Source organism: Erwinia pyri (assembly GCF_030758455.1).
In the GTDB taxonomy this organism is placed as follows: domain Bacteria; phylum Pseudomonadota; class Gammaproteobacteria; order Enterobacterales; family Enterobacteriaceae; genus Erwinia; species Erwinia pyri.
In genome coordinates, this window is sequence record NZ_CP132353.1 from 1,666,152 (window position 1) to 1,687,275 (window position 21,124).

Here is a 21,124-nt window from a genome sequence, read left to right on the forward strand (position 1 = left end):
CAAATAGTTCGAATATACTCGTACAGTTGTACTAATATCGTTGCACTGTTAATGCGATTCACTGATGGCCGGGTGCTGCCAGCGTGAAATCTGACCCTGAAACCAAGGAACTCCTATGCCCCGAACAATCCCCCTTGCCCGCTACCGTAACATTGGTATTTCAGCCCATATTGATGCCGGTAAAACCACCACTACCGAGCGCATCCTCTTCTACACCGGCATGAGTCACCGCCTGGGTGAAGTGCACGATGGCGCGGCGACGACGGACTGGATGGCACAGGAGCAGGAGCGCGGTATCACCATTACCTCGGCAGCGGTAAGCTGCTTCTGGCCCGGTATGGAGGGAACGTTTGAACCCCACCGTATCAATATCATTGATACGCCCGGACACGTTGATTTCACTATTGAGGTAGAGAGATCGATGCGCGTGCTGGATGGGGCCGTGATGGTGTATGACGCGGTAGGTGGCGTACAGCCGCAGTCGGAAACGGTCTGGCGGCAGGCGAATAAATACCATGTTCCCCGGCTGGCGTTCGTGAATAAAATGGACCGCCAGGGCGCTGACTTCTTTCACGTAGTTACGATGATGATCGATCGCCTGAAAGCGAATCCGGTGCCCATTGTGATCCCGATTGGTAGCGAAGAGCATTTTCGCGGCGTTGTCGATCTGATCAAAATGCGCGCCATTCTCTGGGATGATGAAACCCAGGGCATGACCTTCAGCTACGCCCCGGTGCCGGAAGAGCTGCACAGCGTCGCACAGGAATGGCGGGAAAAAATGGTTGCCGCGGCAGCGGAAGCGAGCGACCAGCTGATGGAGAAGTATCTGGAAGAGGGCGACCTCAGCGAAGAGGAAATTATTGCTGGTCTCCGGCAACGGACCATCGCCGGGGAAATCCAGCCAATGCTCTGCGGCAGCGCGTTCAAGAACAAAGGCGTGCAGCGCATGCTGGATGCGGTGATTGAACTGATGCCCTCGCCGCTGGATATCCCGCCGGTGAAAGGGCTGGATGAGCGGGGCAACGAGGCGGAAAGAGCCGCCGACGACGGGGAGAAATTCTCGGCGCTGGCGTTCAAGCTGATGACCGATCCCTTTGTCGGGCAGCTGACGTTTGTTCGCGTTTACTCCGGCGTGTTAAGTAAAGGCGACAGCGTCTGGAACCCGATCAAGGGTAAGAAAGAGCGTATCGGGCGAATTGTGCAGATGCATGCCAATGCGCGTCACGAGGTGGATGAGATCCGGGCAGGGGATATTGCCGCCTGCGTGGGGCTTAAAGAGGTCACCACGGGAGAAACCTTGTGCGATCCCGATGCGGTCATCACCCTTGAACGCATGGAATTTCCTGAACCGGTTATCTCGCTGGCGATTGAGCCAAAAACCAAAAGCGATCAGGAAAAAATGGGCATTGCGCTGCAAAGGCTCGCTTCTGAAGATCCGTCGTTCCGGCTGAGTAGTGACGAAGAGTCCGGGCAGACGATTATCTCCGGGATGGGAGAACTGCATCTGGAGATCATCGTAGACCGGATGAAGCGTGAGTTTGGCGTCGAGGCCAACATCGGACGACCTCAGGTAACCTATCGGGAAACCCTGCGCGGCGTGGCGAAGGATGTGGAAGGCAAATTTGTCCGGCAGTCGGGTGGTAAAGGCCAGTACGGTCATGTGGTGCTGACGCTGGAGCCTCAGGAGGCGGGCAAAGGATTTGCTTTTGTTGATGCCACCAAAGGCGGCGTGGTGCCGCGCGAATACATTCCTTCGGTCGAGAAGGGCGTTCGCGAAGCGATGAACAACGGCATTCTTGCGGGTTATCCGCTGGTGGATATCAAGGCCACGCTGACGTTTGGCTCCTACCATGAGGTGGACTCCTCAGAGATGGCGTTTCGCATGGCGGCCATTTTCGGCTTTAAGGAGGCGGCGCGCCAGGCCAGCCCGGCGATCCTTGAGCCAGTCATGAAGGTGGAAGTGGAAACGCCGGAAGAGTATGCAGGCAACGTGATGGGCGACTTGTCCTCCCGACGCGGCCTGGTGCAGGGCATGGAAGAACGGCTGGGTAGCCGGGTGATCCACGCTGAGGTGCCGCTCTCCGAGATGTTTGGCTACTCTACAACGCTGCGCTCTATGTCCCAGGGGCGCGCTACCTACAGCATGGAGTTCCATCACTATGCTGAAGCGCCACGCAACGTGGCAGAAGGCATCATTGCCGATCGCGGCGGTAAAGCCTGAGGGGCATCAGCGGGTAAGTCACAGCTGAGCCTGATTGCCGATCGCGGCGGTAAAGCCTGAGCGACATCAGCGGGTAAGTCACAGCGTTAACCTGAACGGGAGCTTAAGCTCCCGTTTTTTTTCGGCTGCTTCACATTCAGCGTAAAAAATTCCTCACGCAATTGATCCCTCCCGCATTTTTGCACCAGCGCAGTGCGCAGCCTGCGGACAGTGCAGCTATGTTTACGTTTCTGGCCGCTCAGGAAGCCGCGCTTCCCGCTCAGCCTTGTCAGGGCCGTTACGCTCGCAGAGGCTGGAGAATGCCATCCTGAAAAGGGAGGCGTGCCGCAACTGACGCCGCGTGACTTCACATCTTTTAAGGAAATCAGGTGCTTCTCGCCATCATGGCGAGATTATTGCTTATTCACTACCAGCCGTTCGCGGCCCGCTCTCTTATCAGGTTTTCGCCCCACTCAATGATCTTTCCCGCGCCGCTGACCGGCGTTTAGTTCTGAACAGTGCTGAGGAATACAGAATGTCTTTGAAACTGATTAAGTTACCCCTTCAGGTTGTGATAGCTGGTTGTTTGAGTACGGCGCTCTGTGCGCATGCAGATGTGATGATTGGCGTGGCAGGTCCGTTTACCGGTCCGAATGCCACCTATGGTGCGCAGTACTGGAAAGGGGCGTCGCAGGCGGTGGCGGATATCAACGCGGCTGGCGGGATCAAGGGAGAGAAAATTGTGCTGGTGCAGGGGGATGATGCCTGCGAACCCAAACAGGCGGTAGCGGTGGCTAACCGGCTGGTGGATGAGTCCAAAGTCTCGGCGGTTGTCGGCCATTTCTGCTCCTCTTCCACCATGCCAGCTTCAGAAGTCTATGACGAAGCGGGCGTGCTAACCATTACTCCTGGCTCCACCAACCCGCAAATCACCGAGCGCGGCATGAAAGGGATGTTCCGCATGTGCGGACGCGACGATCAGCAGGGTACGGTTGCAGCTAACTACATGCTCGACGTGCTGAAAGCGAAAAAGATCGCCGTTATTCATGACAAAGATACCTATGGTCAGGGACTGGCAGACGCCACCAAAGCGGCGCTGGAGAAACGCGGCACCAAAGAAGTGCTGTATGAAGGGTTATCGCGTGGAGAAAAAGACTTTAACGCGTTAGTGACGAAGATCGGATCGCTCAAGCCTGATGTGGTCTACTTCGGCGGCTGCCATCCGGAGGCTGGTCCACTGGTCCGCCAGATGCGTGAGCAGGGCGTGCAGGCCAAATTCTTCTCCGGCGACTGCATCGTCACACAGGAGATGGTGACGGCGGCGGGCGGTCCTCAATATACCGACGGCGTGCTGATGACCTTCGGCAACGATCCGCGCACCATTGCCGCGGGTAAATCGGTGATCGAGAAGTTCCGGGCAGGCGGCTTTGAGCCGGAGGGCTACACCCTCTACGCCTACGCCTCTATCCAGGCGATTGCCGCTGCCTATAACGGCGCGGGTAAAGATAACGAAAAAGCCAGCGAGTGGCTGAAGAGCCACAGCGTCGATACGGTCATGGGGCAAAAAAGCTGGGATGGCAAGGGCGACCTGAAAGTCTCGGACTATGTGGTCTACAAATGGGATGACAAAGGCAAGTATCACCAGCTGTAATCCCGGGCCACCCCTTTCTGCCTGACAGGCAGAGATCGCAAACGTTAAGCCAGCGCGGGAAGAGTCTGCGCTGGCCTACTTCAGGCGAGACCGTTCATTATGGAAGCATTCTTTCTGCAACAACTGGTCAATGGCCTGACGCTGGGGGCCGTCTATGGCCTGATCGCCATCGGCTATACCATGGTTTATGGCATTATCGGCATGATTAACTTTGCGCATGGCGAAGTCTATATGATCTCCGCTTACCTCTGCGCAATTGGCCTGGCGCTGCTCTCTTACTTCGGTATTCACTCTTTCCCGCTGCTGATCTTCGGTACGCTCATTTTCACCATCGTCGTTACCGGCGTGTATGGCTGGACAATTGAACGTATTGCCTACCGGCCGTTGCGAAACTCTACCCGGCTCGCACCGTTAATATCAGCTATCGGCATGTCACTTATTCTGCAGAACTATGCGCAAATCAGTCAGGGACCCAATCAGCAGGGCATTCCTACGCTGCTGACCGGCGTGCTGCGATTTGAGGTGGGCGATGGCGTGGTGCAAATCACCTGGACCAAAGTCTTTATCCTGGCGGCGGCGCTGGCCGGTATGGCGCTACTCACCTGGATTATTCAGTACACCCGGCTGGGAAGGATCTGTCGCGCCACGCAGCAGGACAGAAAGATGGCCTCGATCCTCGGTATCAATACCGATCGGGTTATCTCGCTGGTATTTGTGATCGGCGCAGCGATGGCCGGTCTGGCTGGGGTGCTGGTGACGATGAACTACGGCACCTTCGACTTTTATGCCGGGTTTATTATCGGCATCAAAGCCTTTACCGCCGCGGTGCTGGGCGGCATTGGCTCCCTGCCGGGCGCGATGCTGGGGGGGCTGCTGCTGGGCATTGCCGAGGCGCAGTTCGCCGGCATGGTGAACTCCGATTACAAAGATGTGTTCTCGTTTGCGCTGCTGGTGGTGATCCTGATTTTCCGCCCGCAGGGGCTGTTGGGACGTCCGCTGGTGACCAAGGTGTAAGGAGTCTGTGATGACGGATGCTGCAATGAAGCCGGGGCTGGATATCAGGCAGTGCCTGATCGATACGGTGCTGGCGGGGCTGTGTGCGCTGGTGGTGTTTGGGCCGATTGTCGGCATAGTGCTGAAGGGCTACAGTTTTGAACTCTCCCCACAGCGGGTAGCGATTCTGGTAGCTGCGGTAATGGCGGGCAGAGTGCTACTGAGCCTGACGCTGCAGAGCGCCACCGGGCGTAAATTCGTCGCCCGTTTTGAAGGGGCTGATGACGGTGTTTATGTGCGGCCCGCTGATTACCGCAGCCGCCTGCGCTGGATTATTCCCCTGCTGCTGGTGCTGGCGATCCTGTTTCCCTTTATTGCCACAAAATATCTGCTCACCGTAGCTATTCTGGGGCTGATCTACGTGCTGCTGGGGCTGGGGCTGAATATTGTGGTCGGGCTGGCAGGGCTGCTGGATTTGGGATACGTGGCGTTTTACGCCATCGGTGCTTACGGTCTGGCGCTGGGTTATCAGTATCTCGGGCTGGGCTTCTGGGCGATGCTTCCGCTTGGCGCAATACTCGCAGCGCTGGCAGGCGCGCTGCTGGGATTCCCGGTATTAAGAATGCACGGGGATTACCTGGCTATCGTCACGCTGGGCTTTGGCGAAATTATTCGTCTGGTGCTGACCAACTGGGTCAGCTTTACCGGCGGCCCCAACGGCGTTTCCGTGCCCGCACCCACCTTTTTTGGCCTGGAGTTTGCCCGGCGAGCCAAAGAGGGCGGGGTGCCCATCCATGAGTTTCTGCATACCACTTACAACCCCAACCTGAAGTTTATCTTTATCTATGCCGTCCTGATCCTGGTGGTGCTGCTGGTGCTGTTTATCAAGCACCGGCTGACCCGCATGCCAATCGGGCGGGCGTGGGAAGCGCTGCGTGAAGATGAGATTGCCTGCCGGGCGATGGGGCTGAATCACGTGCTGGTAAAACTCTCCGCTTTTATGCTGGGTGCCTCAACCGCAGGCATTGCGGGCGTCTTCTTCGCCACTTATCAGGGCTTTGTTAATCCTACGTCCTTCACCTTTTTTGAATCCGCGCTGATCCTCGCCATTGTGGTGCTGGGCGGGATGGGCTCGACGCTGGGCGTGGTGCTGGCAGCCTTTGTGCTGACCGTTGCGCCCGAACTTCTGCGCAGCTTTGCCGAATACCGCGTGCTGCTGTTTGGCGTACTGATGGTGCTGATGATGATCTGGCGGCCGCGCGGGCTGGTGCGCACCAGCCGTGTGGGCGTGGCCATGCGCAAGGGAGTGGCGCCATGAGCGACAGTATTCTGCGTGTTGAGCATCTGATGATGCATTTCGGCGGCATCAAAGCGCTGAACGACGTGAGCCTGGAGATCGAGCGCGGCTCGGTCACGGCATTAATCGGGCCAAACGGCGCGGGGAAAACCACGGTATTTAACTGTCTTACCGGCTTTTATCAGGCCACCGGCGGCTCGATCCTGCTTAACGCCCACTCGCGCAGGACCGATGTCATTCAGGTATTGGGGCAAAAAATCCGTCCCGGCGACTTCCTTAATCCTGCGCGTCTTGGTTCGCGCATCTACTACAAAATGTTCGGCGGCACCCATCTGGTTAACCGTGCCGGCCTGGCACGCACCTTCCAGAATATCCGCCTGTTCCGCGAGATGTCGGTGATAGAGAACCTGCTGGTGGCGCAGCACATGCAGGCTAACCGCAATCTGATCGCCGGGATACTCAACACGCCAGGCTATCGTAAAGCGGAGAGCCAGGCCCTGGACCGCGCCTTTTACTGGCTGGAGGTGGTGGATCTGGTGTCGTGCGTCAACAGGCTGGCCGGTACGCTCTCCTACGGCCAGCAGCGCAGGCTGGAAATTGCGCGCGCCATGTGTACCGGACCGGAAATGATCTGCCTGGATGAGCCTGCGGCGGGGCTGAACCCGGTTGAAACCCAGGCGCTGAGCAAAATCATTCGTTTCCTTCGCCAGCAGCATGGCGTGACGGTCTTACTGATTGAGCATGATATGGGCATGGTGATGGAGATTTCGGACCATGTGATTGTGCTGGATCATGGCGATGTCATCGCCCGCGGCGCGCCCGCGGAAATCCAGAATAATGCCAGCGTTATTGCCGCTTATCTGGGTGCGGAAGAAGAGGAGATTGCCGGATGAGCCAGAGCCTGCTTGAGTTTCGCAACGTGAACGTTTTCTATGGTCCTGTCCAGGCATTAAAAGAGATTTCGCTGACGGTGAATGAAGGCGAAACGGTCTCGCTGATTGGCGCGAATGGTGCCGGTAAATCAACGCTACTGATGTCGATATTTGGTCAGCCGCGTATTGCAGCGGGGGAGATCCTCTATCGCGGGAAAGATATCAGCCATAAGTCGACCCACTTTATTGCCAGCAACGGCATTGCCCAGGCACCGGAAGGGCGGCGAATTTTCCCGGATATGACGGTGGAGGAGAACCTGTTAATGGGCACCATCCCCATCGGCAGTCGTTATCAGAACGAGGACAAAGCCCGTATGTACAGCCTGTTTCCCCGTCTGGAGGAGCGGCGCAGCCAGCGGGCCATGACCTTATCGGGCGGTGAGCAACAGATGCTGGCGATTGCGCGCGCCCTGATGAGCAGACCAAAACTGCTGCTGCTGGATGAACCCAGCCTGGGCCTGGCACCGATTGTGGTGAAGCAGATTTTTCAGATCCTGCGGGAACTGACGCAAGGAGGTTTGACGCTGTTTCTGGTGGAGCAAAATGCTAATCACGCGCTTAAGCTTTCAGACAGGGCGTATGTGATGGTGAATGGGCAAATCCGGCTGACCGGTACCGGGCAGGAGCTGCTGGCTGATCCTGAGGTAAGAAGCGCCTATCTCGGCGGAACTTGAGGGGTGATATTCAGCATTAATCTTCAGGCGGGCGCAGGGATTGATGACCAACGGAAGCAGTGCATACCCGGCTTGCTGATAAGCACCCGGCACATACAGCGGCTTCCCTGCCGCTGTGACCGGAACTCTGGCAAAGTTCCATCCCGCAGGGAGCACGGGATGCTTTATCGAGGCTGGTCCTGGCCACTGACAGCACCCGATCCTTTAGCCAGCCGGGTCTGCCTGCGGCCAGCCTGGCTTAGCGGAACGGCGGCTCGTTAAAGGTACGCAGTTTGCGGGAGTGCAGCTTATCCCCTTCGGCGCGCAGCAGATCTATCGCGCGAATGCCGATTTGCAGATGCTCGGAGATCGCCCCTTCATAGAAACGGTTTGCCTGGCCCGGCAGCTTGATCTCGCCATGCAACGGCTTATCGGAGACGCAAAGCAGCGTCCCGTAAGGTACGCGGAAGCGATAACCCTGCGCGGCGATGGTGGCGCTCTCCATATCTACAGCTACCGCACGGCTGAGGTTAAAACGCAGCGCGGAGGCGGAGTAGCGCAGCTCCCAGTTACGGTCATCGGTAGTCACCACCGTGCCGGTACGCAGCCGCTGTTTAACCTGATCGCCAGGCATACCGCTGACCTGCTTGGTGGCGTCATAAAGCGCCCGCTGCACTTCCGCGATGCTGGGAACCGGGATATCTGGCGGCAGCACGTCATCCAGTACGTGGTCATCGCGCAGATAAGCGTGGGCCAGCACGTAATCGCCAATGGTCTGGCTCTCGCGCAGCCCGCCGCAGTGACCAATCATCAGCCAGGTATGAGGACGCAGCACCGCCAGGTGGTCGCAGATGGTCTTGGCGTTGGAGGGCCCGACGCCAATGTTGATCAGCGTGATCCCCTGACCCTCTTTAGCGATCAGATGCCAGGCGGGCATCTGGTGATTTTTCCACGCCAGGCCAGAGATAACCTGCAAAGGATCGGGCGTTTCCGCCGTGACAAAAATGCTGCCCGCGCAGGACAACGCTTCATAGGGGGAATCAGGATCTGCTATCTGTTCACAACCCCAGCGGACAAACTCATCCACATAGCGGGTGTAGTTGGTGAACAACACGTAGGACTGGAAATGCTCAACGGGCGTGCCGGTGTAGTGACGGAGCCTTGCCAGCGAAAAATCAGTACGCAGCGCATCGAAGTGGGAAAGCGGGAACGCTTCACCCGGCTGATAGAGGCCATCGGCATTTTCATCGCCAATCTGTGCCAGCTCAGTAGTGGGGAAGTGTTTCGCCAGACCGGCGCTCATGGTGCGGTCCAGCCCCAGGTTGGAACCATCAATCACATAAGGGAAGGGGATCTCCTGGCTGGAAGGTCTTACTTCCAGCGTCACCGGATATTCGCCGGCCAGCATCTCAAGCTGTTCAGAAAGGTAGTGCCGCGCCAGCGCCGGGCGGGTGATGGTGGTGGCGTAGCTGCCCGGACGGGTAAAACGACCAAAGGCGCGGGTAAGGCGGTGGCCTGAATCGTCGCCTTCCCAGCTTACGCGCAGTTCCGGGTAAACAAACAGGCCGCTGGCGCGCGCGGCTTCGTCCGGTAACTGACCGCTGCTGATATAGGTGGTAATCGCTTCGCGAAGCGCGGTAACGGCCTCTTCATAGAGGGCGTCCAGCTTGTCCAGCGCCCCGGCTACGGACAACCCTTTCGGGGCAGAAGGCTGAGTCATGGTATCTCCCTGGTCTCGGTTTCTCATTATCTTCACAGCATCCTGGCATATTTTTAACAAAAACGCCTGCCGGAAAACGGGTAATTACCTGACTGGGCTGGGAAAAATCTTATTGCTGTTCGGCTGGCTTACTCTCTACAGAGCATGAATTAAAGCCCAAAAACTACACGGCACGCTGTTTTGCAAGCCACTGACCGACCGTTGTGGTTTCAATCCCCTGAAGATAATTGAATGTTTTTTCTTTACTCCATGCCACCCCGTCAGGCCGGGCGAAAGCAAGCCGGTATTTTGCTCCCACATCTTCAGGATTATGCTGCACGTCATCCTCAAGCTTTTTCCTGACCAGTAATTTTCGGTTTACTTCAGCGTTCCAGTGGGTTTGCATTAAATCAGCCAGCTCACTGTAGGTCAGCGTATCGCCTGCGATAAAGACAATCTCGTTACGAAAAGCGGGCTGATGGAAGAAAATAGCTGCAGTCAGCTTGCCGATATCTTCAGGTGTGGTCAGCGTCACTGCATGCTGCCAGTCGCCCAGGCCAAAAACAGTTTTACTTTGTACATCAACCACACCAAAGCCAGATTCAAACAGGTAGCTGGTAAAAATTCCGGTAGAGACAATGACCCATTCCGTTGCATTTTGCCCGCGCAGCAGGTGGCGAACCTCAAGCTGTTCATCCCATACCTGCTGCCCGCTGCCTTTACCAACCACGTCATAGTCAACGCCAAACTGCCACGGAAAGTATCGTGCTACGGCCGCTTTTAATACCGACTGTGTAATCTTTATCTGCGTTCCCGGCCCGCCGACAAAACCACTACAGTTGATGACGGTGTCAAAAGAGCCAAATATCTCACTCAGCTCATCGATACTGTTTTCCTGCAGATCGCCCTCAACTACAGAGATGCGCAGTTTCATCAGCTCATCCAGTCGTGCCTTGTGTGGACCAGAAACGGCGTTAGCCGCTTCTTTTCTTAGTAATACACTGATTTTTAAATTGGTATGTTTCTGCGCTTTATTGCACATCGCTCGTAATACCTGCAGACCAAGTTCTCCTGCGCCGAGTATCAGAACGCTATTTAAAAATTTGTTTTCTGATTTCATTCTTGCCTCCTGTCGTATTAAAACGTCATCCTGACAGCTGAAAGAGCCTGCCTCAATAAGGCACATGAATGATACCGGAGGTGATATGGAGTCTGAACGGGAAGCATTGCTGCAATTTTCAAAGGAGTTTTGTGAAGAATTAAGCAACGATGATGAGGGGCTGAAACGTGAGATCCTGGCACATGCCGGTAATCGCTGGTCGCTGGGCGTGTTACATATTCTCGGTACCTGCGGGTCTCTTCGCTATGGGGAGATACGTCGCTACCTTACGGGAGTCACGCAAAGAATGCTGACGCGGACACTGCGTCATCTGGAGCGTGACGGACTTATATCCCGCTGTGATTACGAGGAGAAATTGCCCCGGGTGGTTTATGCGATTACCGATTCCGGAAAAGAAATGCTTCTCAGGATGTTACCTTTATGGTCCTGGATTATCACATCCGCCGACTATATCCGTGAAGCCAGAGCACGGTACGATGGTGATTAGCAGCCCCAAAGGAGGGATTAAATACCGTCGAGAAGAAAATCAATCGCGGCTTTGATCTGGGTACGATAATGGGAAACATCGCAGAACACCGCTCCCAGAGAACGCGCGGGAATGCTCGCCATCTCATGCGTCATAACTGCATATTCTCTATTGTCGGTCAGTCTGATAAGCGGAACCAGCCGTTCGGGGCGTGGGCTGCCTGGGTAATTTTCAACAGGCAGCAGAGGGACAACAATCCTGCGGTTTAACTGGCCGATAATATCGCTGGTTACATCAAGCAGCAGGGGATAGACGGCGCTTTTCCCGGTATTGCCGTATACAGTGAACTGCATTCTTAAAATGTCCTGTACTCATCGCTGAAACAACCATGTTCATCGTGAAAGCGGTTAAGAGCTTCCAGCGCTTCGCTGTTTTCCTCCTGCCACTTTTTCGCTTCGTACTGGCGTAGTTCAGCGTCAAGGGCTGCGGTCAGGGTGGCACTTAGATTAATTCCAGCCTCACGCGCACGGCTGAGTAAGGTTCGTTCTACGGTCATGGTAACGCTTTGCGTTGCTCGTTGTGTAGCAGCCATAAATACCTCGCGTCAAATGCCGTGTAATAAACACGGCTAATTGGATGTAGCATAACACCAAAAAGGCAAAGGAGCGGAAAATGTGGGATTCCGGTGAAGAACCCACCCCAGTAGGAAATAATATTAATTAGCAGTTTCGTTTAGCAACTTATTTTTCAAAGAATACTGTCGTGGCGAACATCCGATGAGTCGCCGAAACGCTGTACTGAATGCAGCTTCTGATGCATAACCTAGTGACAGCGCGATTCTGGAGACAGATTCAGTACCATTGGTGAGCCGGTGACAGGCAATCATCATTCTCCATCGTGTGAGATATTCAATTGGCGACGCCCCAGATATACTTTTGAACCTGAGTGCGAACTTGGATCGGGACATCCCGGCCTTCTGCGCAAGTTCCGGCAAAGTCCAACGGGTGCCTGGGCTCGCATGAATTGCGCCAATGGCAACGGCGATCCTTTCATCACTTAGTGCAAACAGCCAGCCGACCCCACTTCCCACGCCGTGAGCGAGATAAAGTCGCAGCGCCTGGACCAGCATTAAGTGAGCGAGATGCTGCACCACGAGCCTGGCACCCGGCTGCGCTCCGAACAGCTCTTGTCGCATACGGCCGAGGGCCCATCGCAGACCTGACTTATCATCTTCATCGCGAAGCCGAATGATGGCAGGCATTGATCCAAGCAGGATGTCGACATGTTTGCCGGCGAATCCGAAATGGCCGCCGAGCATTGTTGTTTCTCCGCCGCCGTTCACTGTCGCGATACCGCCGTTCCAGTCCTCTTCGGGTAGGGTGGCAATACTGACCGGCTTGAAGGCGAGGTCTTGAGCAATCAGAAATCGACGTCCGTTGGGTAACAGGACGCAATCACCCGCTTCAAGCCTTATCGGATCTTGCCCACTATCGACAGCGAGCCAGGCGCTGCCAGATACGAGCGCAAAATATTTGAGACCAGAATGCTTCTCGAACTGAAGCGCCCATTTCCCTCCTAAGTCAAAGCCACCCGCAATGTAAGTTTTTGGCGTCAATAGCGAGAGAACATCGGATAAGGGATCAGCAACCATGGGGACAATCTCGAAAGTATTATGGATATTCAAACATAGTTTGTATCGACTTTCATGGTTATTCTTTGTCGAAGCAGATGCACAGATTGCTCACCGTCAAAGGATATTTTCATGATCAAAGTCGTTATCGGTTTCAAGCGCCGGCAGGGTATGGGCATTCAGGAATTCAGGGAATATCGTCGCGACGTTCATGCCCCGATGCTTTTTGCAATTCCTGAAGCGAAGAAGATCCGCCGCTTCGTGATTTCATACCCCGTGAATTATATGACCTCAGAAGAACCACGGTTCGACGCCATGGTGGAGGCGTGGTTCGACAACATTGACGACATGAACAAACTCTTCCTGTCGGACAACTTTGCCACCAGGGTGGATCCTGACCACGTGAACTTCATCGACTTGACTTCCGTGGTCCGGCTCGTGACCGAAGAGGTCATTGTCGTTGAATAACGATCTCGCCGGAGGAGCAGGACAAAGAGCATTACCTGGAACCACGATCGCCCACATCCAAACCTTCAACGTTATAGTCCATATGAATAATCCCGCCTTTAACAGGTGAGCCGGACACCGATATTAATCGCACGTCGCCAGTGAGCCAGCGCACAAACCAGCACTAAAATCTTCAACAAAAATTAACATAACCCTATGAAATTTAACAATCATAGGGCATGTGCATAAGTGTTCTCGGGCAATACCACATATCCGCCTGCTAATTCTGCTGCGTATACCTATAGCGGTGCTTTTGACCCTACAGGTGACGCATGACACAACAACACTATGAATTATCACCCGATCATGAGGCGCATATCGCTTCCGCCATCGGCAAGTTTTTCCGCCGCATCATACCGATGCTGGCGCTGATGCTTATCGTTAACCAGATAGACCGCGCCAACATCGGTTTCGTTAAAGCCCAGCTGCAAACCGATGCGGGTATCAGCGCCGCCGCTTTCGGCTTGGGTGCCGGACTGTTCTTTATCGGCTATGCGCTGTTTGAAGTGCCGAGCAACATGATGCTGAAGAAACTCGGCGCACGTGTGTGGCTCACGCGCATTATGATCACCTGGGGCATGGTGGTGGTGCTGACCGGTTTTGTCAGCACGCCGCTGCACTTCTATCTGCTGCGTTTCCTGCTCGGCGTAGCGGAAGCTGGCTTCTTCCCCGGCGTGCTGTTCTATTTTCGTCAATGGGTGCCGAATGCCTGGCGGGGACGCGCTACCGCCATGGTGTTGAGTGCCACAGCCAGCGCCTTTCTCTTCTCCGGTCCGCTCACGGGCGCCATCCTGATGATGCATGACGTTGGCGGCCTTGCGGGCTGGAAATGGGTCATGTTTATGGAGGGCGGCGGATCGATAACGATCGGCCTGCTGGCGGCATGGGTGTTGGTCTCTAAACCGGAAGGGGCGAAATGGCTCAGCGACGCGGAGAAACAGGCGCTGGCGCAGCAGCTGGCTCTGGAAGATGCGGCACGTGAAGAGCGTGCCGTAACACAAGGTCGCTGGGGGTTGATCGCCGATCGCCGTCTTTTGTCTTACTGCCTGATCTTCTTCACCATGACCATGACCGGCTACACGTTGGTGTTCTGGTTACCGCAAATCATTCAGCGTATTCAGGGCTTCAACAGTTTCGAAACCGGACTTCTGACTGCCGTTCCCTGGCTGTTCGCTATCGTGGCGCTGTTTACGCTCGGTAAAGCCACCGATCGCTATCGCCATAAGCTGGATAAAGGGCTTGGCATCGCCATGCTGATTGCCGCCTGCGGGACTTTTATGGCTACGTTTGGCACGCCGTGGTTCGGCTTTGTGGCGATGATTGTGGCTTGTATCGGTTCCAAGGTGAGCGCTGCGTTTTTCTGGCCGATGCCGCAAAGCGAACTGCCCGCATCAATTGCTGCACCAGGCATTGCGATGATCAACTCAATTGGCAACCTTGGCGGATTCTTCGCGCCGACGGTTTTCGGCTATCTCGAAATGCACACCGGCAGCACCACCGGCGGACTCTACGCGCTGACCAGCGTGTCGGTCATTACCGGTCTGTGGCTGCTGCTGCGCAGTAAACCTGTTCCCCCCGCATTCGGTCACACGGAGAGAAACCATGTCAGACAGTCCACTCATTAAATCCATGCGCATCGTACCGGTTGCCGGCTACGACAGCATGCTACTGAATATTGGCGGCGCCCATAACTGCTTCTTCACGCGCATTATCGTGATCCTGACCGACTCAGCCGGGCATACCGGCGTCGGTGAAACGCCGTGTCATGCCTCAACCCTGCAGTTGCTGGAGCAGTTTCGCCCGCTGATTGAAGGCAGTTCCCTGCTGCGCCTCAATGCCACGCTGAGCCAGCTGTTCAGCAGCGAGGCGCGTCAGCAGCAAACCGCCCATACCCATGACATCCATATTCCGCAGATGAATCCGGAGAAGTTTTATAACGCCGCTGCCGCCATCGAAGCCGCGCTGCTGGATCTGCAGGGCAAGCTTTTTAACCTGCCGGTAGCGGATCTGCTTGCCAGCGGTAAACAGCGCGATCGTATTCCGGTGCTGGGCTATCTGTTCTATATCGCCGATCGCAAGCTCACCAATATGCACTATCGCTCGGGAGATAATGAGCAAGAGGGCTGGTTCCGTCTGCGTCATGAAGCGGCGATGGACAAAACAGCAGTGGTACGGCTGGCGGAAGCGGCGGTTGAGCAGTATGGCTTTCGCGACTTCAAGCTGAAAGGAGGCGTGCAGGCAGGCGAAGTGGAAGTCGAAACGGTTGAAGCGCTGCTGGCGCGTTTTCCTGAGGCGCGCGTTACCGTTGATCCCAACGCCAGCTGGTCGCTGGATGAAGCGATCCGCTTTGGCAAACAGCTGGCGGGTAAGGTGCCCTATCTTGAAGATCCCTGCGGTGCGGAACAGGGTTATTCCGGCCGGGAAACGCTGGCCGAATTCCGTCGCGCCACCGGCGTGCCGGTTGCCACCAACATGATCGCAAACGACTGGCGGCAGCTACACCATGCGCTGCAGCTTAATGCCATCGACATTCCGCTTGCCGACCCGCACTTCTGGACGATGCGCAACGCAAACGTGGTGGCGCAGTTGTGCAACGAATGGGGGCTCACCACCGGCTGCCACTCCAATAATCATTTTGATATCTCGCTGGCAATGGTGGCGCACCTCGGCGCTGCGGCGCCGGGCGATCGTCAGACCGCTTTTGATACTCACTGGATTTGGCAGGATGGCCAGCATCTCACGCGCCAGCCGCCGCAGATCCGCGATGGCTATCTGGAATTACCGCCGGGTCCGGGTCTGGGCATCGAGCTGGATATGGAACGCGTCGAACAGGCGCATACGCTCTACAACGCGCTGCCGGATAAGAATCGGAACGATGCGTTGGGGATGCAGTTTTTGATCGATAACTGGCGCTATGACGCCAAACGTCCGTCGTTGGTACGCTAAGGAAACAGCATGAAGAAAATATTAGGTACGGTAACGCTATTCGTGTCGCTGGCCGCCAGCGCGCCCTTGCTGGCGCAAACTTTTGTCTACGTGTCAGAAGCCAGTGATGGCACCATTGCGCGATACACGCTGGACGAGCAAACGGGTGCGCTGCACCTGTTGGGACGTACTCAGACCGGTGGGAAAGTGATGCCAATGGCGCTGAGCGCCGATCGCAAACATCTCTATGCGGCGATCCGCAGTAAACCGCTGCAACTGGTGAGCTGGAGCATCGACAGCAAAACCGGCGATCTGAGCCAGTCCAGCGCCGTGGCCGCCGCGGCCAGTTACCCCTATATCAGCACAGACAAACAGGGGCGCTTTCTGCTTGGCGCCTCCTATGACGGCGATGTGGTGCAGGTCTACCGGCTTGCCAGCGATGGCAAGGTGACGACGCCGCCGGTGGGTAGCTATAAAACCGGACACGCGGCACATTCGGTGATTGTTGATGCCAGCGGGGAAAATGCTTATGTCGGCAATCTCGGTACCGATCGCGTGCTGCAGCTGAAATTAAGCGCCGGGGGAGAACTGACAGCGCTCGGTAACGGTTATGTCAACACTGCCGCCGGGAACGGACCGCGCCATTCGGTGCTGTCACCCGATAATCACTATCTCTACAACGTTGGCGAGATGGGCGGCATTATCACGCAGTTCCGTCGTGAAGCGAGCGGCGAGCTGGTAAAAGTGGCGGAGGTACCCAATGCCGTTGCTGAAAAATACAAACTGGAACAGGGGAAAGAGCGTCCACCGGGCTACAGCGACACCACGCCGCGTATCTGGGCAGCCGATATCAGCCTGACGCCGGATGGGCGTTTCCTCTATGTCAGCGAGCGAACCAGCAGCACAGTCAGCGGTTATCGGGTTAATAAAGCGGACGGTAAACTGACGCTGATTGACAGCTGGCAGGTTGAAAAACAGCCGCGCGGCATCGCGATTTCGCCGGACAGTCGCTGGCTGATTGCCAGTGGTGAGAAAAGCGCGGTTACCGGTAGCTATGAAATTAATGCTGAAAGCGGGGCGCTTAAGCGGGTGAGCGAAGCGCCTGCCGGAGGTGATGCAAATTGGGTGACGGTGGTGACCTATTAAGGTCGCCCTGTAAAATGTTACCTGGAAAGGTCGCCATAAATGGCGACCTTTCAACTTCTCAGCGCGGATGTTGTAAGGTCACTCCGGCAGGGGTGGAAGCGGACATTGCTATTTAGTTTTATAGTGCAATATCTGGTAAAACCGAAAGGAAAAGTTAGTTTTCAGAACTTAGTGAATAAGGTTACGTAATGAAAAAATAATGAGTAGCAACCCTCCGGCAATATTTACATATTTCTTCAATAGTAGTGGGTTAGCTTTTTTGGCTGAGAATATCAGTGCATGACTGACAGTAATAAGCCAGAGGCTCATAACCGCTATGTGAACAGAAGCTAAGGCCAGGTAATTGCCTACGCCTCCATGCTTTCCAGTAAACTGAGAAACAACCGTCAGATAAAAAATAATTGCTTTAGGATTTATCACGTTAGCAAGCCAGGCTTCCTTTACCGTAATTGAACAGGGGTTGTTTTCAGGCTGATGGTGCTTTGCCTTCAAACCACTGCGTATGAGCATGCCTCCCAGCCAGATAAGATAAATTGTCCCTGCAATTTTCAGTGCACTATAAATTACTGGCGATGACACAATAACTGCCGTTATACCGAATCCGATAAAGAGCGCATGGGTGTAGATACCTAACGCTGTACCGGCAAGGGTTCTGAAAAGTCCTCTGCGTCCACCAGCCAAAGCACTGCCCATAACAAGTGTGAAACTTGCGCCTGGAGAGAGTGCCACAGGGAGTAATGCCGGCATAAAGCCGAGAAGATTAATGTCCATATGCTGTGAAGAGTATGCGACATTTCACCCTGACGCCACTTTGAGCAGCAGGATTTAAGATTGAATCTGGCAGGGATTTCCTGCCTGGCTTACAGCTTCACTTCTCGCGCATAGCGGACAACCTTCTTACAATCCGCGCCTGCCCATTCGCCACCAAAGGCAATGCCCTGAATAAAGAGCTACGCCACTAGCAGAAAAGGTTAGCCAGAAGCCTGTTAACGCTTACGCATATCGGGAATGATCAGATCGCCACGCAACACGGACGATCCCAGCATATTTTGGGTTTTTGTCGTCAGCCAGTTAACAATCCTGGAAGCCATGGCATCCATAGAGTACTCAATGGCGGGAATGGTAGGGATCCCGGGCAAATGCAGCGAGCCTGCCAGGCTGAATACCATGATGTCGGCGGGTACGGATTTATTAAATGCCTGCAACTGGGCGATCGCGTTCTGCGCTTCCTGTTCGTTAGCCACCAGAAGGGCGTTGAAATTGCGGGTGCTGGCGTTATTCAGCAGCATCTGAATGGCTACAGAAGAAGAAACCGGATCCATAATGACCAGATTGCGGTTGAAGGGCAGAAAATTCGTTTCCAGCGCAAGTTTATAGCCAAGTAATACCGGCTCGGCAGAGCCGCTGGCTTCCGGATGAATCAACGCGATTTGGCGCTTGCCCTGGTTGATCAAATAATTACAGGCCGTCTCAGCGGCAAAAGAGTGATCAAACTGAATGCTGTTTGGTCCTTCAGCTTCCACGCAATCCACCAAAACCACGTTTTCATCTTCAATATTCAGAGGAAAGCGGGCGCCGATAATCAGCACGTCATCGCACAGGCCGCAGCTGAGTTCATCCAGCGCATTCATGATCTCTGTCTGGCTGTGAGCGAAGCGCAACAGCAGATGTTTTTGATGCTGGCTTAACTGCTTTTCCAGTGCGTAAAGATAAGCAGTTGTCTGGTTGATATTTTCCTGCGCGCAGATAACGCCAATGCAGTTCGTGGTCTGACTGAACAGAGATTGCGCGATCACATTAGGTCGATATTTCAGCTCATCGGCAGCTTTCAATACCGCAAGGCGACTGGCTTCCTTAACGCCGCGCGAACCACTCAACACCCGTGAAACTGTGGCTTTTGACACCCCGGCTAAACGTGATACGTCGTTGATAGTAGACATCTTTCTCCCGTGGATCCTGCGTATTACTTTTAAATATGAATGCAAACGTTAGCGCATTTATTCACCGCATAAAGTATAGCCATTTCCCTTTAGCATGGAAACTGATTTTCCATCTGGCTACTTCAGCTATCCAAATTGCCAGAAATTTTGTGACGCAAATCAGATAAAGAAACCCCTTAAGCACCAGATATTGATAAGTATCACAGTTCTTATCTCTGTTTATGGAAACCGGTTTCCATATGATATCCAATCATCGCCACACTAAAGCGTAAAACGTTAAGGATGGGATGGCGATGTACAAAATAATGTTGTGTTGCTCTGCAGGGATGTCCACCAGTCTGCTGGTGCGAAAAATGGCAGAAGCTGCTGCTGAAAGAGGCTTAGAGGTTGAAATTAATGCATTTGGCGTCGTGGAGTTTGATGAACAGTTCCCGCGCTATCAGGTGGTGCTGCTCGGGCCACAGATAAAATATATGCTGAAATCACTGTCAGAAAAAGCGGCCACCCAGGGCATTCCCGTTCAGCCTGTCGACATGATGGACTACGGCATGCAACGCGGTGACAAGGTTTTAGACTACGCTCTGTCGCTCATTGAAGCGGCTAACTAAAAAGGTGCGCTTATGAGTTCGTTATATCACTCCATGATTGCGGTCATTGAGCAATCCATCACACCGTTAGCGGGTCGTCTTGGGCAACAGAAATATGTCATTGCGATCCGTGACGGCTTTACCGCTGCGCTGCCGTTTATGATTATCGGCTCCTTTATGCTGGTATTTATCTTCCCGCCTTTCTCTGAAACTACCACCAATGGCTTTGCCCGGGCCTGGCTCGATTTTTCTACTACCTATCGCGATCAACTGATGCTGCCGTTTAATCTGAGCATGGGCGTGATGACATTTTTTATCTCGGTTGGAATTGGCGCAAGTTTGGGGCGGCAATTTTCGCTCGATCCGGTGATGTCAGGTTTGCTGGCATTTATGGCCTTCCTGCTGGTTGCCGCACCCTATAGTAACGGCACCATTTCCACGCAATATCTCTCCGGGCAGGGGATCTTTACCGCGCTAATCACCTCTATCTACTCAACACGCATCTACGCCTGGCTCAAGCAAAACAACATCACCATTCGTTTACCCAAGGAGGTGCCAACCGGTGTTGCCCGTTCGTTTGAGATCCTGATCCCTGTCGTGGTGATTATTGGGACGCTGCATCCGCTTAACCTCTTTATCGAAGCCAAAACCGGCATGATTATGCCGCAAGCCATTATGCATCTGCTGGAGCCGCTGGTTTCTGCCTCAGATTCTCTGCCTGCAATCCTGCTCTCTGTGCTGCTGTGTCAAATATTCTGGTTCGCCGGTATTCACGGCGCGTTGATCGTGACCGGCATCATGAATCCCTTCTGGATGGCTAACCTGTCCGCCAACCAGGCGGCTCTGGCGGCGGGTAGTGCACTGCCGCATATCTATCTGCAAGGCTTCTGGGATCACTTTCTGCTGATTGGTGGTGTGGGATCGACACTGCCGCTGGCTTTCCTGTTACTGCGCAGCCGCGCCGTCCATCTCCGCACCATCGGTAAAATGGGCGTCATACCGAGCTTCTTCAACATCAATGAACCGATCCTGTTCGGCGCACCGATCATCATGAATCCGATCCTGTTTATCCCGTTTGTCTGCGTGCCGATGATCAACGCCGTACTGGCCTGGACGGCGACCAAAATGGGCTGGCTGGCACAAGTTGTCTCGCTCACGCCATGGACGACGCCAGCCCCGATAGGCGCATCGTGGGCGGCAAACTGGGCGATCAGTCCGGTGGTGATGTGTCTGATTTGCATGGTGCTCTCAGCCCTGATGTACCTGCCTTTCCTGCGTGCTTACGAACGCTCACTGATGAAAACAGAAGAGCAGAAAGCGCAAAGCAGCAGCCCCATTGCTGAAACAGTCGGTACTAACTAATGAGTCTGGAGAGTTA

20 protein-coding genes are annotated in these 21,124 nt (G+C 54.7%); 13 read left to right on the top strand and 7 right to left on the bottom strand.

All coding sequences use genetic code 11. The features are described from left to right. The first annotated feature begins 115 nt into the window (after positions 1-115). From fusA to Q3V30_RS07720, 6 genes are all read left to right on the top strand, one after another. The gene (gene fusA / locus Q3V30_RS07695; RefSeq protein ID WP_306211967.1) at positions 116-2,221 is read left to right on the top strand and encodes an elongation factor G; all 2,106 of its coding nucleotides are present in this window, start codon (positions 116-118) and stop codon (positions 2,219-2,221) included. Positions 2,222-2,735: 514 nt separating this feature from the next. Continuing rightward, positions 2,736-3,851 (top strand): branched-chain amino acid ABC transporter substrate-binding protein, encoded by a 1,116-nt coding sequence (locus tag Q3V30_RS07700; RefSeq protein ID WP_428979244.1) that lies wholly within the window; start codon positions 2,736-2,738, stop codon positions 3,849-3,851. 99 nt (positions 3,852-3,950) lie between these two features. Then, positions 3,951-4,865, top strand: a complete 915-nt coding sequence (locus tag Q3V30_RS07705) for an ABC transporter permease subunit (RefSeq protein ID WP_306211969.1) — start codon at positions 3,951-3,953, stop codon at positions 4,863-4,865. A 10-nt stretch (positions 4,866-4,875) separates the two neighbouring features. Then, the gene (gene livM / locus Q3V30_RS07710) at positions 4,876-6,162 is read left to right on the top strand and encodes a high-affinity branched-chain amino acid ABC transporter permease LivM (RefSeq protein WP_306211971.1); all 1,287 of its coding nucleotides are present in this window, start codon (positions 4,876-4,878) and stop codon (positions 6,160-6,162) included. After that, positions 6,159-7,034, top strand: coding sequence for an ABC transporter ATP-binding protein (locus Q3V30_RS07715; RefSeq protein WP_306211973.1), 876 nt, complete (start codon positions 6,159-6,161; stop codon positions 7,032-7,034). Before livM ends, Q3V30_RS07715 begins: the two co-directional genes overlap by 4 nt. Then, complete coding sequence (locus Q3V30_RS07720) at positions 7,031-7,747, top strand: ABC transporter ATP-binding protein (RefSeq protein WP_306211975.1); 717 nt, start codon at positions 7,031-7,033, stop codon at positions 7,745-7,747. Before Q3V30_RS07715 ends, Q3V30_RS07720 begins: the two co-directional genes overlap by 4 nt. Positions 7,748-7,985: 238 nt before the next feature. Here Q3V30_RS07720 and Q3V30_RS07725 read toward each other — a convergent pair whose 3' ends face one another. Then, a complete protein-coding gene (locus Q3V30_RS07725; protein WP_306211977.1) occupies positions 7,986-9,446 on the bottom strand; it encodes an AMP nucleosidase in 1,461 nt (486 codons plus the stop codon). Between the two features lie 163 nt (positions 9,447-9,609). Further along, positions 9,610-10,545: an aromatic alcohol reductase gene (locus Q3V30_RS07730; RefSeq protein ID WP_306211979.1), complete on the bottom strand. Its 936-nt coding sequence runs from the start codon at positions 10,543-10,545 to the stop codon at positions 9,610-9,612. 85 nt (positions 10,546-10,630) lie between these two features. Between Q3V30_RS07730 and Q3V30_RS07735 the strand changes: the two genes are divergently transcribed. Beyond that, positions 10,631-11,032, top strand: coding sequence for a winged helix-turn-helix transcriptional regulator (locus tag Q3V30_RS07735; RefSeq protein ID WP_306211980.1), 402 nt, complete (start codon positions 10,631-10,633; stop codon positions 11,030-11,032). Positions 11,033-11,049: 17 nt separating this feature from the next. On the opposite strand, the gene Q3V30_RS07740 is transcribed toward Q3V30_RS07735, so the two are convergent. The 3 genes from Q3V30_RS07740 to Q3V30_RS07750 form a co-directional block, all read right to left on the bottom strand. After that, a complete protein-coding gene (locus tag Q3V30_RS07740) occupies positions 11,050-11,364 on the bottom strand; it encodes a CcdB family protein (RefSeq protein ID WP_306211982.1) in 315 nt (104 codons plus the stop codon). Positions 11,365-11,366: 2 nt separating this feature from the next. Then, positions 11,367-11,603, bottom strand: a complete 237-nt coding sequence (locus Q3V30_RS07745) for a type II toxin-antitoxin system CcdA family antitoxin (protein ID WP_306211984.1) — start codon at positions 11,601-11,603, stop codon at positions 11,367-11,369. Between the two features lie 123 nt (positions 11,604-11,726). Continuing rightward, positions 11,727-12,662 (bottom strand): AraC family transcriptional regulator, encoded by a 936-nt coding sequence (locus tag Q3V30_RS07750; protein ID WP_306211986.1) that lies wholly within the window; start codon positions 12,660-12,662, stop codon positions 11,727-11,729. A gap of 111 nt (positions 12,663-12,773) precedes the next feature. Between Q3V30_RS07750 and Q3V30_RS07755 the strand changes: the two genes are divergently transcribed. The 4 genes from Q3V30_RS07755 to Q3V30_RS07770 all read left to right on the top strand — a co-directional run bounded on the left by Q3V30_RS07755 (position 12,774) and on the right by Q3V30_RS07770 (position 17,219). Continuing rightward, complete coding sequence (locus tag Q3V30_RS07755) at positions 12,774-13,109, top strand: EthD domain-containing protein (protein WP_306211988.1); 336 nt, start codon at positions 12,774-12,776, stop codon at positions 13,107-13,109. 311 nt (positions 13,110-13,420) lie between these two features. Continuing rightward, complete coding sequence (locus Q3V30_RS07760; protein ID WP_306211990.1) at positions 13,421-14,773, top strand: MFS transporter; 1,353 nt, start codon at positions 13,421-13,423, stop codon at positions 14,771-14,773. Then, the gene (locus Q3V30_RS07765; protein ID WP_306211992.1) at positions 14,751-16,094 is read left to right on the top strand and encodes an enolase C-terminal domain-like protein; all 1,344 of its coding nucleotides are present in this window, start codon (positions 14,751-14,753) and stop codon (positions 16,092-16,094) included. The genes Q3V30_RS07760 and Q3V30_RS07765 overlap by 23 nt, the downstream gene beginning before the upstream one ends. A 9-nt stretch (positions 16,095-16,103) precedes the next feature. Further along, positions 16,104-17,219, top strand: coding sequence for a lactonase family protein (locus tag Q3V30_RS07770; RefSeq protein WP_306211995.1), 1,116 nt, complete (start codon positions 16,104-16,106; stop codon positions 17,217-17,219). Between the two features lie 168 nt (positions 17,220-17,387). Here the strand turns inward: Q3V30_RS07770 and Q3V30_RS07775 are convergent, their stop codons facing one another. Both Q3V30_RS07775 and Q3V30_RS07780 read right to left on the bottom strand, forming a co-directional pair. Continuing rightward, positions 17,388-17,990 carry a LysE family translocator gene (locus tag Q3V30_RS07775; protein WP_306211997.1) on the bottom strand — a complete coding sequence of 201 codons (603 nt, stop codon included), beginning with the start codon at positions 17,988-17,990 and terminating at the stop codon, positions 17,388-17,390. A 215-nt stretch (positions 17,991-18,205) separates the two neighbouring features. Further along, positions 18,206-19,159: a LacI family DNA-binding transcriptional regulator gene (locus Q3V30_RS07780; protein WP_306211999.1), complete on the bottom strand. Its 954-nt coding sequence runs from the start codon at positions 19,157-19,159 to the stop codon at positions 18,206-18,208. Between the two features lie 293 nt (positions 19,160-19,452). On the opposite strand from Q3V30_RS07780, the gene Q3V30_RS07785 reads away from it, so the two are divergent. Together Q3V30_RS07785 and Q3V30_RS07790 are read left to right on the top strand one after the other, a co-directional pair. Next, the gene (locus Q3V30_RS07785; RefSeq protein ID WP_306213124.1) at positions 19,453-19,767 is read left to right on the top strand and encodes a PTS sugar transporter subunit IIB; all 315 of its coding nucleotides are present in this window, start codon (positions 19,453-19,455) and stop codon (positions 19,765-19,767) included. A gap of 12 nt (positions 19,768-19,779) precedes the next feature. Further along, entirely contained in the window at positions 19,780-21,108 is a 1,329-nt protein-coding gene (locus Q3V30_RS07790; RefSeq protein WP_306212001.1) for a PTS sugar transporter subunit IIC, read from the top strand. Positions 21,109-21,124: the final 16 nt, after the last annotated feature.